9 protein-coding genes and 1 pseudogene are annotated in these 16,429 nt (G+C 60.9%); all 10 read right to left on the bottom strand.

Annotated elements, in window-relative coordinates; all coding sequences use genetic code 11:
* Positions 1 to 99: 99 nt before the first annotated feature.
* Positions 100 to 6,084, bottom strand: a pseudogene (locus JR065_RS15650) (putative Ig domain-containing protein); the annotation flags it as partial.
* Between the two features lie 10 nt (positions 6,085 to 6,094).
* Positions 6,095 to 6,748, bottom strand: a complete 654-nt coding sequence (locus tag JR065_RS15655; RefSeq protein WP_241093664.1) for an HlyD family secretion protein — start codon at positions 6,746 to 6,748, stop codon at positions 6,095 to 6,097.
* 598 nt (positions 6,749 to 7,346) lie between these two features.
* On the bottom strand, positions 7,347 to 8,009 hold the full coding sequence (locus JR065_RS15660; protein WP_206235231.1) for a CPBP family intramembrane glutamic endopeptidase: 663 nt from the start codon (positions 8,007 to 8,009) through the stop codon (positions 7,347 to 7,349).
* Between the two features lie 122 nt (positions 8,010 to 8,131).
* Positions 8,132 to 8,587 (bottom strand): DUF2000 family protein, encoded by a 456-nt coding sequence (locus JR065_RS15665; RefSeq protein WP_206235232.1) that lies wholly within the window; start codon positions 8,585 to 8,587, stop codon positions 8,132 to 8,134.
* 216 nt (positions 8,588 to 8,803) lie between these two features.
* Positions 8,804 to 9,541, bottom strand: a complete 738-nt coding sequence (locus tag JR065_RS15670; protein WP_206235233.1) for a TetR/AcrR family transcriptional regulator — start codon at positions 9,539 to 9,541, stop codon at positions 8,804 to 8,806.
* 260 nt (positions 9,542 to 9,801) lie between these two features.
* A complete protein-coding gene (locus JR065_RS21550) occupies positions 9,802 to 10,044 on the bottom strand; it encodes a SymE family type I addiction module toxin (RefSeq protein WP_241093665.1) in 243 nt (80 codons plus the stop codon).
* A gap of 511 nt (positions 10,045 to 10,555) precedes the next feature.
* Positions 10,556 to 11,998, bottom strand: a complete 1,443-nt coding sequence (locus JR065_RS15680; protein WP_206235234.1) for a P-loop ATPase, Sll1717 family — start codon at positions 11,996 to 11,998, stop codon at positions 10,556 to 10,558.
* A gap of 130 nt (positions 11,999 to 12,128) precedes the next feature.
* A complete protein-coding gene (locus JR065_RS15685) occupies positions 12,129 to 12,968 on the bottom strand; it encodes an NrdJb (RefSeq protein WP_206235235.1) in 840 nt (279 codons plus the stop codon).
* Between the two features lie 92 nt (positions 12,969 to 13,060).
* Positions 13,061 to 13,759 carry a hypothetical protein gene (locus JR065_RS15690; RefSeq protein ID WP_206235236.1) on the bottom strand — a complete coding sequence of 233 codons (699 nt, stop codon included), beginning with the start codon at positions 13,757 to 13,759 and terminating at the stop codon, positions 13,061 to 13,063.
* Positions 13,760 to 13,951: 192 nt separating this feature from the next.
* A complete protein-coding gene (locus JR065_RS15695) occupies positions 13,952 to 16,105 on the bottom strand; it encodes an adenosylcobalamin-dependent ribonucleoside-diphosphate reductase (protein ID WP_206235237.1) in 2,154 nt (717 codons plus the stop codon).
* Positions 16,106 to 16,429 lie beyond the last annotated feature (324 nt).

The following is a 16,429-nucleotide window of genomic DNA, read 5'->3' on the forward strand; positions in this document are numbered from 1 at the left end:
CCACGACATAGGTATCGTTGCCTTCGCCACCGTACATCGAGTCGGAACCGCTCCCGCCGTCCAGGTAGTCGTTCCCCGAGCCCCCCCCAAAGAATCATCGCCGCCATTTCCAAGCAAGGTGTCGTTGCCGTCTTCCCCATTCAACACGTTATAGTAGCCGTTGCCAGTAATAGCGTTGTCCAGGGCATTGCCGCTTCCCTCCATGGCTTGGCCGCCTAGTGTCAGGCGCTCGACGTTGTCCGTCAAACTGTAGTCTACGGAAGCATTGACCAAGTCATCTCCATTTGACTCCGCTTCCACGACGACATCTCGGCCATCATCGACGGTATAGCTGTCGTTTCCGGCCTCACCATACATGCGATCCACGCCCAGTCCGCCGTTGATAACATCGTTGCCCGCACCGGCGAAGATGAGATCTGGCCGATCGGTTCCCACAATGGAGTCATTGCCGCTGGTCCCACTGATCGGATTCATGACCGACATCGACAATGTCAAGGTCGCCGATGCACCTAAGGAATCGGTGGCGAAGACTTCAATATAGCTCGTTGGCTCATCGTTTGATGTCGGTAGTCCAGAGAATGTACGGGTCGCCGCATCGAAGCTTAACCAAGCCGGCAAATTGGCCACCGAGTAGACCAGCGTCGCCATATCTTCATCGGAGAACATATCTTCAGGCATGGTATAACTGAAGAACTGGCCACTAGTCGCGTACTCTTGACGGTACCCGATATTCGCCACCGGGGCCTTATTGCGCAGCTGTTCCAGCGTTAGCCCGGTCCTGGTTGACTGCCCATTACTGAAATAAAATTCATCTATAACGCCCGACAGCACATCGACACCCTGCTCCTGGCGCCAATAGTCCTTTACTGTAATAGCGTCGCCAGCGGTATCGACGAACGTGATCAGCAGATCATTTCCGTCACGCGCCCAGACGGCATCATCGCCATCGATGCTCAAATCAAAAAATATCCTATCTTTCTTTCCGGCTGCTGCTGGACCTGCGCGAACCACGTCGCTACCGTCACCCGACGCATAACCCACCGTGTTGACGCCCCACCCCAGCTCGATCACGTCATTGCCCTTCCCGCCGTAAAGGCCAGCATTGCCACCGCCAGCCACAAGCAGGTCGTTTCCTTCGTCGCCGTCAAGCCTGTCGTTGATATAGGCGCTCATGCCTGCCCCTACCCTCAGCTCATCGTCGCCAGCACCGCCTGACAGCCAGTTGGAGTAACTGTTCCCCACCAGTACGTTGTTTTCGGCATTGCCGCGCAAATGTGCATTGCCGAGATCCTCGTGGAGCTGAAACACCTCGACATACGTGCCAATCGGGACATCGAAGTAATCGCTACCACTCTGCAAGCCACCGACGATCGCGGTGTCTCGCCCGCCCGAGATACCCTCCACCATCACATCCTGGTAGTCGATCACATAGACATCGTCGCCGTTGCCGCCAATCAAGGTATTTGCACCATCCGCCATCCGCCCATCCAGGCGGTTGCCCCCCTCGTTGCCGATGGCCGTGGTGCCAGCGATGGTCAACTCCACGTTCTCAAGCTCGGCCCGGCCGGCAATCGAATACGAGAAGGAAGCGCGTACCGTGTCGCTTGACCTGTATCCGGGCACGTCCTGCTCAATAATCACGTCGTCCGGACTATCCACCACATATATCTCGTCAGCCTCGCTGCCGATATACGTGTCCTCGCCAGCACCGCCGTCCATCAAATAGACCATTCCACGGTGCGAGTTGGCGCCGCCAGCCCGCGCGATGCTGATGACATTCGCCAGATCGTTGCCCACAAGCCTCCGCGGCACGACGACCCCGTTCTGGAGATACGTGACGCCACCGTGCTCGGCGACGAGGTTTTCCACGTTGGCTGACAGCGTCGTGTGGTAAGACATGCTGTACACCGTGTCTGTTCCGCCCGCCACGTCCTCTTCTACCTGCGCGGTGAATGCACTCAAGTCCGATTTGCGGAAATAGTACTTGTCGTCACCCACCCCACCAATGAAGCGATCCGCGCTGCTGTCGTATTCGATATAGAACTCGTCATCTCCGGCATCGCCATAGACAACATCCTGGCCCACACCGTCGTACAAGTCGTCGTTGCCTTCGTTGCCGTGAAGGATGTCGTCGCCTTCTGATCCGATGATGTCGTCATTGCCCATCCCCCCGGACAGCACGTCGTTTCCGCCGTATCCCTGGATGCTGTCGGGTGCGAATGTTCCGGTAAATTCGTCATCTCCCGTTGTACCGAACCACCATTGCTTCATGAAGTCCGCTGCGGTCAACGTTACGCCGTTCGAGAACTCGAGCGTGTGAGCCGCGGCGCCTTCCGCGAGAAACCCCAAAAGCCTCAGAATATTGTCGGTGGCCCCGATCGACGGATTGCCCACCATGACGTAAAGGTCATTTCCGGAAATCTGGAAGTTGGTCACCATCGTGTCGGCGATACCGTCCAGGATGATCCGGTCGATGCCAGCATCGGCGGCGCCCAACCCAGCGATCGTGTCCATGCCGGAGTGCCATGCAACATGATAGACGTCGTTGCCCGATCCGCCGTCGGCGATGTCGCTGGTGGTCGAGCTGGATCCGGCGACAAAATGAAGCGTGTCGTTGCCAGCACCGCCCAGCATGATGTCGCCGCCAAGCCCATCAACCAGCACATCATTGCCGCTGCCGCCATCGAGGAGGTCATCGCCGCCACCGCCATTCAGCGTATCGTCGCCACCGAACCCATAGAGGCGCGCACCTTCACCCGCGTTCAAGCTGTCGGCGCCGTCTCCACCCGCCACCGGCATGGTGTACAAGATGGCGCTATCGAAGTCAGCACGGCCATATGCGCGACCATCCGCGGTGAAGATCGTAACCCGTGTTCCGGCCGAGAAATAGTTGACGATCCGCACCTGATCCGCCTGTCCGATCAAATCGACCAGCAGGTCATCACCTGATCGGGTGAAGGCGAGTTCATGCGAGGCGATACCGTCCTGAAAGACCAAGCCATCGACACCATCCTCGAGATGGACGATGTCTCTGCCGAAGCCCCGGTTGAAATAGTAGCGGTTGTCGCCCGCGCCACCGGTCATTTCATCGTTACCGGCGCCCCCCAGAAGTACATCGTCTCCCTCGCCAGCGGAAAGAGTATCGTTACCATCCTGACCGATGAGTTGATCGTTGCCTGCACCCCCGGCCAAGGAATCCTGGCCTGCACCACCGTACAAGCCATCGTTGCCATCGCCACCATTGAGGGCATCCGCCCCCTCACCGCCATCCAGCGTGTCGTTGCCGGCTCCGCCGTACAGCGTGTCGTCGCCGATACCCCCACTAGCGGTATCGCCGCCATCGCCCCCCTCCAACACGTCGTCGCCTGCCTCTCCGACGAGAATGTCGTCGTCCGCGCCACCCGCCAGAGTGTCGTTGCCATCTCCTCCATAAGCCTTGTCTGCGCCGGCGCCGCCACTAATGACGTCGCTATCCGCCTGTCCGAAGAGTATGTCGTCCCCGGCGCCGCCCATCAGGCGATCGCTCCCGTCACCGCCTTGAAGCTCGTCAGCGTCCGCTCCACCGTCGAGCGTGTCGTTTCCGCCATTGCCGACCAGCAGGTCGGCACCGGCCCCGCCAGACAGATAGTCGTCACCGTGATACTGCACGGCCAGCGCTTCCCCGGTCCACTCGTCGCCAGCGATCACATCGTCGCCATCGCCACCGTCCAGGGAATCCGCGCCTCCGCCACCTAGAATCTGGTCGTTGCCGGAACCGCCAGTGATCAGATCCCGGCCGTGGTGCGCGCCATCGATGTCGGATGCATCTCCTCGCAGCACGTCGACGCCGTCGCCGCCGTCAATGACATCTTCTCCACGGCCGCCGACGACGATATCGTTCCCCGTACCCGCATGGATCGTGTCATTGCCCGAGCGCACATTTGATCCGGCATTGTCTCCATGAATCTGATCATCGCCATCGCCGCCATAAATAATGTCGTCGCCGTCGTCGCCAAAGATCAAATCGCTGCCGGCGCCGCCGTCGATGTAGTCTGCGTCCAGGTCTGCGGTGTCGGCGGCGGTATTGCCCAACCCACGACCATAGAGCGTGTCGCCGCCTTCGCCACCGTAAATGACATCATTGCCGCCCGCACCCACCACATAGTCGTCGCCTAAGCCGGCGTCAATGGTGTCGTTGCCGTTGGCTTCCGCTGCGTCCGATACATTCAATGTTGGAAAGGTTGTTGACCTCAAGTGGCCGTGGTCGCCCGCGATGACGTCATTGCCATCGCCGCCGCTGATGGTGTCGTGGTCATATCCACCATAGAGAACATCGTTGCCTTGCCCTCCCAAGACAACGTCATCTCCCTCCCCTGCGTACACCACGTCATCGCCCGTTCCCGCATCGATGAAGTCGTCACCGCTTGGGTGCTGGTTCGGGTCCAAGTTAGTCTTGCTAGCTACAGTTACGCCCTCCAGTAGACCGCCCTCTACGACATACCAGCTTGCTCCCCTGGCCTTGACCACCCCTTCACCGAGGTAGTGCTCGAGGTCGTACTCGGCGGAGGCCTTTTCGCCATCCGTCCAGGGCCGCATTTCGATCATCTCCGAGCCATCGAAGATGTAATCGTTGCCCGATCCGCCGAGTATGCGGTCATTCCCGGTCCCACCAAATATTAGATCTTCATCCGCTCCACCATCCAAGCGGTCGTCGCCCGCTCCGCCGTCAATACCGTCGTTTCCAGAGAAGCCATTGACAACATCATTTCCCGCATTTTCCACCGAACGTCCGAACAAGTCGTCTTGCGCATTTCCATTGTGCGGAGGTGTTGGTGGCACATACGGCGCAGGCTCGCCAGGAAGATCGATACCGAACTGACCATTGCTCCAGTTCAATATCGTAACGGTGGCGCCATAGTGCTTTGACGATATCACCAGATCTGCGCCCTCACCCTCGCCGACCCGGGTAATCGTGTAGTGTCCGCTTTCAGACTGGTATACGTTTTCGCCTATCTTGACCAAGCCTAGGCTACCGATCTCATCCAAGCCAAACAGCAAGGTGTTTGCGCCCTTACTGTCAGAGATCACTTGATTTCCGTGCGCAGTTTCATATACACGGTAGATATCGTCGCCGCCTTCTCCGAAAGCGACCGTGCGCCCATGCAGCATGGAAATATCGTTGCGCCCATCATTGCCAACGACGACATTGTTCTTTTCATTTGACGCGATGACTTCGCCACTCAGCACTTGTTGTGTTCTGTATGGTGGCGACTCCGGGTCACCCGGGACCACAGCGCCGATCGCCTGCCCAATCGTGGAGATAAGCTCTTCGAATTGCTCTTTCATCCCCATCTCGTCAAGCCATTGCCACAGATTATCCGAAACAAACTCCTCCCAGATTATTTCGCCGATCTGCTCCGCCGCGTATGCGGCGCCCAGTACCAGAGCCCCGACACCTACAATTACTCCGATAGGCATAGCGGTCAGCGCAGCGACTCCGCCGAATGCACCGAGGAGGGCGCTCATCGCTACGGAACCTATGCCAATACCAAAGAGTTTGGTCAGCGCGCCTCCCGGATCCGTCGAACCGTCTTGTACAGCCCCTGCAATCTCCAAGGCCGACATAATGTTGCCAGCACCGCTCCCCAGTATCTTGGCCGCCCTGAAAGCCGCACTGGAATCGACGCCTGCCGCCGTAAGCAATGCAATGGCGCCTTGCTTTTGGGCAACCACCTCGTCGCAATACGCTGCAACTTGAGCAGCGTCGGGTGATCCCGACGCGATGGCCATCTCCTTCCACCTTATGGCGATGCGCTCATAATCGTTGAGTTGAGCGTAATGAGCTGCCATTTCGGGCTGCTCTTTCATAGCCTGAGCGATGTTTTCCGACAGCGTCTCTAGTTCTATTTTCGATAATTGTTTTATGACTTCTTCAGTTAAATTAGCGTCCGCATCCTCTATGAAATCCTTGTATAGATCGACGTAGGCTCGCAACAGAGCCAGCTTCGCGTCCTCGGACTGAGGCGCAGCCGGGAGTTCTGGCGTATTTAAATCACCAAGCACAAAGTAAATTGTTTTGTCATCTGCGATCATGGCCTTCTCCATTGGTCCTTAGTTATTTCCGTTTGAAGCGACGCTCGCCCCATTTGTCACCCTCACCGACGGCACGCACCGCCAGTTGCTGCACGGTGCCGTCCACCGGCGCGCACAGCGTCATCAGGCCATCGCGCCGCCCGGCCTTGGCCAGTTCCGGCGTGCCCTGCGCCACCTTCTGCTCGGCCTCGCGCAACTGGTCCAGCGTCTGCTGCCGGAAGTCGGCCACCAGCACGCGCAGTTCCTCCTCGGCCGCGCTCAGCGCCGAGCCGATCTCCTGCAGCCGGTTGCGCTGCGTGGCCAGGTCGCGCTCGGCGGCGATGCGCTCCTGCTCGCGCAGCAGGTAGTCGTGGCGGCCGACGTACTTGCCCTCGACCAGGCGGCCGTAGTCCTCGGCACGCGCCTTGGAGATGCGCGCCGACTCGGCCATCGGCTCGATCGTGTCGCGCGTGGTCCGCAGTTCGGCCCGGCGCTGCGCGATGGCCGCCTGCAGGTTGTGGCGCTTGGCCTGCAATGCCTCGAACTGGCTGCTGGCCAGGGCCTGCTCGGCGGCGAAGCGCCCGGCCGGCACGTCCGGCGCCGGGGCCAGATGCGGGATAGCGTCGCTGTCGATGGCCGTGGCGGTCAGGCGCAACGGACCCAGACGCGTCTCGATCAGCGTCTCGCCGACCGGCATGGGTTCTGCGGCGGTGGCCTTCAGGCCACGTTTACGAGCAGCCGTCAGCGGAGCGGCGGCGACCTCAGCGAAGGCCCTGCCACTCCTGCCGAGCTCAAGTGTAAGCGGCGACGCATCGGCAGCGATTCCATGGAATTGCGCCAACGGCACAAGGCCATGCAACGCAAGATCCGGTAGCGAGCCTGCCGCAGGCACTTCTTCCCCAACGAGCGCTAACGCGACTCCCCCCTGTTGCATAACATCCCTGCTATGCGGCCCTCAATGGCCTAATGACGCGGAGCATTGCGGGAACTTCACGCAATGTCAACATCTCGGAAACCCGCCAGAATGGCTAAGCCGCGATAGATCCCGGAGTGGCGCCGCAATTCATAAAAATAGGATACGGGTCCTGGTTCAGAGCCCCGCTCACTTCGTGTCCATCTGATCACGGAGTACCTCTCACCCATTCTCGAGACTCTTGTTACCGAGGTCACTCACCTTCACGCAGGAAAGGAGCCGGTACCAGCTTTGGCCTTGAATACTGTGTGGAGCTAATGTCGTTGCTTCCCACGTACTCACTCCGCCGCAAGCCAGCCCGAACCATGGCCGCCCTCGCCAGCTACGCATAGAGCATCAACCCCAGCAGGTCCATCACGCCATGGGCGACGATGGCGGGCCACAGGCGGCCCGTTCTTGCGAACCACCAGCCGAGGATCAGCCCCACTACGAGCAATGAGATCGCGCCGATGGGTCCCTGGTACAGGTGGTACGAAGTGCGGATCGCCACGCTGACGTTCACGGCGAACGCCTGGCTGTGGTTGCGCTCCAATGCGCGTATCACGTAGGCGCAGACGAACACTTCTTCGAAGACGGGATTGATGAGCGAGACCGCGACTACCGCGGCAAGCGACAGATTTCCGGCGACCATGGCATCCATCGAGGGATTCACCCCTTCCGCCATGTTGGCGCCCAGCCAGTTCAAGGGATAGCAGGCCACCACACATGCGACCAGCAGGCCCAAGGCCGGCCGGATGTCTCGCGCCTGCCACTGCAATCCCAGTTCCTGCGGCCGCCATCCCCGGAACCAGAGCGCCGAGCCCAGCAAGATCAGGATAAACAGTTCGTAGACCACCATTCCCCACAGGCTTCCCTGCGAGAAGGACGGCTCGACGACGGGCGCCAGTACGGCCGAGAGGCTCGAGTAGATGGGAAGCCCGAAGGCTATCGTGACGACGAACAGCAGCTCGCCCCAACCGGAAGATGACGTCCTGCGTCCTTGCATCGGTACCCCTATGTTGTCGGCTTGCCTCTCCACGGATGCGAAGCCAGCCACGCCGGTAAACCCAAGCGATCGCCGGGTCGCTCCGATATTAAGCTAGCTGGTCGCAAGCGGACACATAGGGACTACGGATGCATCCGCGCGCCTTCGGTGATCTTGTCGACCCGCTTCTTTGTGTCGCGCAGCGCGATGCCGACGATGCGGGCGTCGTCCTTGCCGAATTTCGAGAAGACCGCGCGGTTGGCCGCGTCGTGGCCGGTGGAGAACATCTCTTCGGTGTAGGCGGAGGTGGTGACGCCCTTGTCGATCGCGCGGCCGTGGATCTTGCGCAGGGTGTCGGTATTGGCCGCCATGCAGATGATCGGCTGGCCGCACAGCCGGTTGTAGGCGCGGCCGTCGGCGTCCACGTAGGGCTCGCCCATGATGTCCGGGTGCTGCGCGGTGATGCCGCTGATCAGGAACGCGGTGACGTTGAGCTTCTGCCAGACCGGCAGGTCCTCGCGCACGACCACGGCGATCTTCGTATCGAAGCGGACGATGGCGGTGGCGTCTGTGGTTTCGGTTGGGGGAGTGGTTTCCATTGTCGGCACCAAACGTGGAGGAGAAAGGTTGGAAGCGCTTGCGGTGTCGAACGCCGTCGCGTTCCATCCGGCGGTTTTCCGCTGCACTTGGTCGATCGCAGGCGAACGAAGGCCTACCTGCGGATCACGCCGGCATGGGCGGATGACGGCGCTTGCTTGTCAGCGATCGCACGTTCGCGCAGCGCATCGCGCATCGATCGGTCAAGGCGCCCATGGCTATCGCTTGCGTGCCGATGCCGGTTCGCCATCGGCGCCAGCGGCCTCGAACGTGCGCACCGCGGCCATCACGTCGGCCTGCAAGCGCTGCAGCGCCTGCACCGCAGGCGGGCGGGCGCCGAAGCCGTCCATGAACACATCGGTCAGCTGCTGCGCGGTCGCCTCCAGCGAAGGCTTGCGGCCCGAGGCGACATAGCCCCACAGCACGTGTTCCATGGCGCCGTACACCATGTCGCGCATCATGCGCACCGGCACCTCGGCGCGCAGTTCGCCGGCCTGCTGCGCCTCGGTCAATGTCCGCACGAGGGGCGCCGTGTAGCGGCGCTTGAAGTCGACGATGGCCTCGGAGAAGGCCTGGTCGAACGTACGCCCCTCGCCCAGGATCAGCGCGCACAGCCCGACGCCGTCGCCCATCAGGTGTTGCAGGTGCCGGCGGATGACGAACTGCAGGCGCGCGCGCGTGCCCGGCAACAGCGGCACGTCGCGCTCGAGCTCGCTGCTGATCTGGTCGTACCAGCGGCGGACCACCTCCAGGCACAGCTGCCGCTTGCTGCCGAAGTAGGCGAAGACCGTGGCTTCGGAGACGCCGGCGGCCTGAGCGATTTCCGCCGTCGTGGCGCGCTCGTAGCCCGAGGCAGTGAACACCGCCTGCGCCGCGACCAGCAGGCCTTCGACGGTACGTTCGGACTTGTGCCCTTTGGTCTTGCGCGTACCGGGCGTGGGAGCGATGGACGACATTCATTCGATTTGTGAGGCTTACTCACAATCTACAGCCAACGGAGTGCTCACGCAACACGTCCTAAGCCACAGCCTCCTTTAGCTCAACTCACATTCGAAGCCAGGCCGCAGCACCCCAATTGGGAAGGCGTACCGTGCAACGGTGCCATTGCAGGCTGCGGGGCAAAGGAGCTGAGCTACCAAGTGCCGCCAGGCGCGGACGGCAGCATTCCGCTTTCGGCCTGCGACGACTCGATTGAGTCGTCACACGACGTAGTGGCTCAGCGCACACCTGTCTTCGGCGCGCACGTGATCACCAGCGCGCCATCGACGACGGCGATGCGCGGCTTGCTGCCCGGCTCGAACCCAAGCTCGGCCAGCCAGCGGCCGCTCAGGCGCAGGGTGGGAATGCGCACGCTCTGCGGGCGGCCATCCACCAGCACGTCGGCGTACTGACACCCCACCGTGCATTGCGCAGGGCGTCGCGAGCGAGGCGGACGCTTGGGCGGCAGCTCGTCGTCCATCGGCACCGGATCGAACAACGTGGTATGCGACAGGTCGCCGAGCGATATCGGCGGTATCGGAGGGCCGACGAACTGTGCGGGCTGCGACGCGGGTTCGCGGGTGCGGCGGCGGGGTGCTGAGGTACTTTTGGGTGCGGTTGCTTTGCGGGACATAGTGGATTCCTCGGTAGAAAGGGAATCCGCCACACCGAGACCAATCGGAGGTGGCGGACGGTACGGGTTGGTCTACCGGACCGAGGACCGGCGGGGCCGAAGCCCCCCGCGTACCGCCCGCCATGAACTGGCGAGCACGCGCCTCGCACAATGCAGGCAATAAAAAAGTGCCGAACATCGGACGATGGGCGCTGGTGCGCCTCGATAGCGGGAGACCAATCCCGGCTGCGTGATTTAACGCAACAATCAATCTTGCTAGTTGATAGGGCCGGCGTCAACGAGCGTTGTAGACAGGATACATGCTATGCGCCGATCGAAATTCGGCCCTGACCCGGTATTCCGATTGCCACCGAGAATGTCACCTAGGCATGCGGCGGGGAGCATTCGTTAGTTGCAATGCCTGCCGAAAACATGATGGTATTTCCCAAGAGACACCCAAGTCATTTGCACCATCAGATAATAGCGTCGGCTCATCAAAAAAAGAATAGTGCCGATAACCGCCACCCGCGAGCTCTCTACGCGCCGTCAAAAACCCAATTTGGAATAGAAACCTAATTATTTCGGTATCAGACGGCCTACCCGATATGCCAGCAATTCTTATATCCCGACTGCCAAGATTATTCTTCACGTGACGCACCAACACATCCGTCTTGAATATCTCAGGCTTCCCTTTAAAAGATTGAATGAGCAACTCAACCTTCTCACATTGCGCCCTAAATTCAGCAATCAAGTCATCTATACGAGTCTTTCCGAAGCTCTCTAGTGGCCCAGTAAGATCATCCAATCCAATTTTCCCACGCTTGTGACTTATTGCACTTTTCGATGCCAACTTGCAAAGTTCAATCATCCAACGGGGCCGGTAGCGAGAAAGTGTTGCCACAACCACTGCGGGGGAACGCATTTTGTGTTCAAGGTCTACATTTTCAAAAAAACTTTTTTCAACGTCTTTTTTTCCCCAAGGCATAGGATCATCAAAAGCTTGAGCAACTAAATCACTGGGAGTCATTGTGTCCAGAATTCCGCTGGCTGCCGCAACCCCATCATTTCTTTGCAAATAGGATCTGATGCGATTAGCGAGCATTTTCTCAAGCTGAGGTTGGGACCATTGAAGATCGACCATATAAGGCTCGACTTTGGACAATGCCTCGTACTTCCTTTTAACTATCGCCCAAGTGCTAGGCCGAATAGATGTCCTGAATCTCAGCTCACGAATTTCATTACTAAGCTGACGCATGGCAATTAATGCAGATGTAACCTTAAGGCAATCCGCCTCGACGTCGCGAAAGTTCTCGTCAAGATCATCAATAACCATCCATATCTGCAGATCATTAGCTCCTGCCACTCGTTTAATGGCAGCAGCAGGATCTGCTGCCCCAGCAAAAGCAGGAAGACCTGGAAGCGCCTTCAATCGTGCAAGCACTGCTCCCACAAAGCCGCGCTCAGAATATCCGCCACGCTCGGCCTCTTCGCGTAGAGACAGAACGTCATCGCTAAATTTAAATTCGATCTTTGCACCAACTGCTGACGCGGCAACTCTTATAAATGCGTCTTTCCAGGCCCTAATATATTCAGTTTGATCAGTGGACACCGCAGGGGAAATCGAGTTGGCATATGCATTGTGTACGACAACGTTGCTGAACCCGCGAAGCTTCAAGAATGTCCATCTCAACAACGCAGACTTGCCTTCACCCTTATATGCACGCACCACCTTCAGTTTTGTCGAAGAGTCTAGAAAATATTCGAACTCTTCACGCTCGTATGCGTAAGAGGCGAAGAGACGTTCCTCTTCATCTTCGGCCATTTCATTTCCGAAGAGTTCTTTATCCGAGAGGTCCACGAACCATGCACACATAAAAAGTCCTTTTAGCGAAGGCGGAGGCCGTACTCACTTCTTGACCTGACCCTGCCAATCCAACATCTAGTCAAGCAAATTAACCACACTTGCTATACCCACAATTCAAACAAGTAGCGCACCCGTCCATGATCACCAGGGCCTTGGTGTTGCACTTGTGGCACATCGTGGCCGACGGCGGGAAGCTCGCGCCATCGCCGGTGACGGCGATGTCTTCTTCGTGGTCGGCGGTGGAGTCGCTCGAAGCCGTACCCTCATCCGCCCTTCGGGCACCTTCTCCCGCAGGAGAAGGAACAGCCGGCTTCACTTCACTGTTTTTTTTTGAGCGCTCTTCGTACTGCTTGCGCTTTTCGTTGATCAGCGCGCGCTGGTGGTCGCTCATCTCCGGGTCGTGCAGCAGGCCGATGGACTTCATGTGCTCTTCGACGATGCTGCCCAGCTCGGCCACCAGCGAGGGCATGTACACGCCGCCGGCCTTGAAGTAGCCGCCCTTGGGGTCGAACACGGCCTTCATCTCGTCGACCAGGAAGGTGACGTCGCCGCCCTTGCGGAACACGGCGGACATGATGCGGGTCAGCGCCACGATCCACTGGAAGTGTTCCATGGACTTGGAGTTGACGAAGATCTCGAACGGGCGGCGCAGTTCGTGCTCGGTGCCGGCGTTGAGCACGATGTCGTTGAGGGTCACGTACATGGCGTGTTCCACCAGCGGCGACTTGATCTTGTAGGTGCTGCCGATCAGCACGTCGGGGCGCTCGATGCGCTCGTGCATGTGGATGATGTTGTCCACCGGGGTCTCGGCCTCGGCGGTGGCGCGGTCGATCGACGCGGCGGGCACGGGCGGCGCGGCTTCGCGGGCCTTGTCCTCGGGGGTGACGACGGCGTAGCCCTTGATTTTCTTGTCGATCTTGACGGCCATGATGCGGTTCCTGATTGCGTGACTTTGTCGGGTGCTGTGCCTTCGCCCCGGCCCCTCCCCCGCGTGCGGGAGAGGGGTTGCAGCGGGTGGGCTTACTTCTTGCCGCGGCTGGCCGCGGCCTTCTTGCCGGCCCTCTTGCGCACGGCGGTCTTCTTGGTTGCGGCGGCCTTGCGGGGCGCGGCCTTCTTGGCCACGCTCTTCTTGGCCGCGGTCTTGCGCGCGCCCAGCGAACGCGTGGCGGCGCCCTTCTTGGCCGCAGACTTCTTGGCCACGGAGGTGGTGGCGGCCTTCTTGGTGGCGACCTTCTTCACTGCCTTCTTCGGCGCGGCCTTCTTCACTGCGGCCTTCCTGGTCGCGGTCTTCTTGGCGGCCGGCTTCTTGGCGGTGGCCTTCTTGGCTACGGTCTTCTTGGCGGCGGTCTTGGTCGCCGCCTTCTTGGCGGTCTTCTTGGTGGTCTTCTTGCCGGCCTTGCCGTTGAGCGTGGCGGCTTCGGACTGGGCGTTGGCCTTGGCCGTCTCCAGGCGCTTGCGCGCGTTGGCCACGGTCTTCTTCACCGACTTGCTGGCCTTCTCGGCGCGCTTGGCCACGGCCTTCTCGGCCTTCTTCACCGCTTTTTTGGTCTTGGCCACCTGGGTCTGCACGCGCTTTTGCACGTTCTCGGCCGCCTGCTTGACGCTGGCCACGGCCTCGCTGGCGGTGGCGGCGATCGCCTCGCCCACGTTGCTGGCGGTTTCCTTCACGTTCTCGGCGGCTTGCGCGAGCGTCGCCGTCACACCATTACCGTTGCTCATAAAAAACCCTCCTCAGGGTGTCAGTGTTTATGTAACGCGGGCGATGCTATACCGATTGGGCATGGAACATGGAGCGAAGCGGGACGCACGGCGGCGAGCGGTGGGGTGGCGTTGGGCCAACGCGGCTCGCCTGTGCGCGCCGGCCCGGGCTGCGCACCTGCCCGCGCGCGTGGCGCGGGCAGGCGTGCGGCTTCAGAACTTGCCGTAGTAGCCTTCCTTCAGCGCATCGAACAGGTTGGCGGCGGTGTGCATCTCGCCGTCGTACTCGATCTGTTCGTTGCCCTTCGCTTCCACCACGCTGCCGTCTTCCAGCTCGAAGCGGTAGGTGGTGTTTTCCAGGTCCGCTTCCTTGACCAGCACGCCCTGGAAGGCGGCCGGGTTGAAGCGGAACGTGGTGCAGCCCTTGAGCCCCTGCTGGTGCGCGTAGCGGTAGATGTCCTTGAACTGCTCGTAGGGGTAGTCGGTGGGGACGTTGGCGGTCTTGGAGATGGAGCTGTCCACCCACTTCTGCGCCGCGGCCTGCACGTCCACGTGTTCCTTGGGGTGGATGTCGTCGGCGGAGATGAAGTAGTCCGGCAGCTGCGCGTCGGCGGCCTCGGCGAACGGCATCGCCTTGGGGTTGACCAGGTGGCGGTAGGCCAGCAGTTCGAAGGAGAACACGTCCACCTTCTCCTTGGACTTCTTGCCTTCGCGGATCACGTTGCGGCTGTAGTGGTGGGCGAAGCTGGGCTCGATGCCGTTGGAGGCGTTGTTGGCCAGGCTCAGCGAGATGGTGCCGGTGGGGGCGATGGAGCTGTGGTGGGTGAAGCGCGCGCCCACCTCGGCCAGTTCCTCCACCAGTTCCGGCGCCACTTCGGCGATGCGCTGCATGTAGCGGCTGTACTTGGCGTGCAGCAGGCGGCCTTCGATCTCCTGGCCCACGCGCCAGCCGTCCTTCGCCATTTCCGGGCGCTGGCGCAGCATCGCGGCGGTGACTTCGAAGGTTTCGTGCATGATCGGCGCCGGGCCCTTTTCCTTGGCCAGGGTCAGCGCGGTTTCCCAGCCGGCCACGGCCATCTCGCGGGCGATGGCTTCGGTGAATTCGCACGAGGCCGGGCTGCCGTACTTCATCTGCAGCATGGTCATGGTCGAGCCCAGGCCGAGGAAGCCCATGCCGTGGCGGCGCTTGCGCATGATCTCGTCGCGCTGCTGCTGCAGCGGCAGGCCGTTGACCTCGACCACGTTGTCTAGCATGCGGGTGAACACGCGCACCACTTCCTTGTATTCCTCCCAGTCGAAGCGCGCCTGCTCGGTGAACGGGTCGCGCACGAAGTTGGTGAGGTTGATCGAGCCGAGCAGGCAGGCGCCGTACGGCGGCAGCGGCTGCTCGCCGCACGGGTTGGTGGCGCGGATGTTCTCGCACCACCAGTTGTTGTTCATCTCGTTGACGCGGTCGATCAGGATGAAGCCCGGCTCGGCGTAGTCGTAGGTGGACACCATGATCATGTCCCACAGGTGGCGGGCGCGGATGTGCCCGTACACCTTGCACGCCACCAGGCCATCGTCGCGGACGATGTAGTTGGTGTGGGTGGGCCAGTCGCGCCAGACCACGTCGGTGGCGCTGGTCAGGTCGATGTCGCCTTCTTCCTTGCGGTTGACCGGGAACACCAGCGGCCAGTCGGCGTCGGTCTCCACCGCCTGCATGAAGCCGTCGGTGATCAGCAGCGACAGGTTGAACTGGCGCAGGCGCCCGTCCTCGCGCTTGGCGCGGATGAAGTCCTTCACGTCCGGGTGCGACACGTCGAAGGTGCCCATCTGCGCGCCGCGGCGGCCGCCGGCCGAGGACACGGTGAAGCACATCTTGTCGTAGATATCCATGAACGACATCGGCCCGGAGGTGTAGGCGCCGGCGCCGGCCACGAACGCGCCGCGCGGGCGCAGCGTGCTGAACTCGTAGCCGATGCCGCAGCCGGCCTTCAGGGTCAGGCCGGCTTCGTGGACCTTCTCCAGGATGCCGTCCATCGAGTCGGTGATGGTGCCCGACACGGTGCAGTTGATGGTGCTGGTGGCCGGCTTGTGTTCCAGCGCGCCGGCGTTGGAGGTGATGCGCCCGGCCGGGATCGCGCCGCGGCGCAGCGCCCAGGCGAAGCGCTCGAACCAGTAGGCGCGCTTTTCCTCGGTGGCCTCGGCGTCGGCCAGCGCGCGCGCCACGCGCTGGTAGGTGCCGTCGATGTCGGCATCCAGCGGCTCGCCCTGCTTGGTCTTCAGGCGGTACTTCTTGTCCCAGATATCCTGCGACGCAGGCTGCATCGGGATGGGGTTCTGCTTGGACTCGGTCTGGACGACTTCCAGGCGCACCGTGCTCATTCTTTTCTGTTCTCCTCGAACCTGTCCCGATGATGCGGATCGCCATCCGCCGTATTCCGTACTGCCCGCTTGCAACGACGACCATGCCGGAAGGCGGCGCGCAGGGCGCCGCTTCCTCAGCCGGTAGGAGTGGGTGGACGGCCGCGTACGGCCTGGATCACGTTCACGCCATGCGTCACTGCGCGCTATCCCTGGAGCCCGTGGCCCCCAGCGAAAAACCCTAGTACTAGGGTTGGTGGGCCGCCTCACCGCTATATGTAGTGGCGAAACGAAGCGGTCAAGCTACCTTCGGGCAGGCCCGCTGTCAACGTCAAAATGGTCGCA

This window comes from Xanthomonas sp., from assembly GCF_017163755.1.
Taxonomy (GTDB): domain Bacteria; phylum Pseudomonadota; class Gammaproteobacteria; order Xanthomonadales; family Xanthomonadaceae; genus Xanthomonas_A.

Coding starts and splice junctions, on each gene's coding strand:
- JR065_RS15660 (WP_206235231.1), bottom strand. CDS start 8,009: ATGCAAGGACGCAGGACGTCATCTTCCGGTTGGGGCGAGCTGCTGTTC.
- JR065_RS15685 (WP_206235235.1), bottom strand. CDS start 12,968: ATGGCCGTCAAGATCGACAAGAAAATCAAGGGCTACGCCGTCGTCACC.
- JR065_RS21550 (WP_241093665.1), bottom strand. CDS start 10,044: ATGGACGACGAGCTGCCGCCCAAGCGTCCGCCTCGCTCGCGACGCCCT.
- JR065_RS15665 (WP_206235232.1), bottom strand. CDS start 8,587: ATGGAAACCACTCCCCCAACCGAAACCACAGACGCCACCGCCATCGTC.
- JR065_RS15695 (WP_206235237.1), bottom strand. CDS start 16,105: ATGAGCACGGTGCGCCTGGAAGTCGTCCAGACCGAGTCCAAGCAGAAC.
- JR065_RS15670 (WP_206235233.1), bottom strand. CDS start 9,541: ATGTCGTCCATCGCTCCCACGCCCGGTACGCGCAAGACCAAAGGGCAC.
- JR065_RS15655 (WP_241093664.1), bottom strand. CDS start 6,748: ATGCCGGTCGGCGAGACGCTGATCGAGACGCGTCTGGGTCCGTTGCGC.
- JR065_RS15680 (WP_206235234.1), bottom strand. CDS start 11,998: ATGGCCGAAGATGAAGAGGAACGTCTCTTCGCCTCTTACGCATACGAG.
- JR065_RS15690 (WP_206235236.1), bottom strand. CDS start 13,759: ATGAGCAACGGTAATGGTGTGACGGCGACGCTCGCGCAAGCCGCCGAG.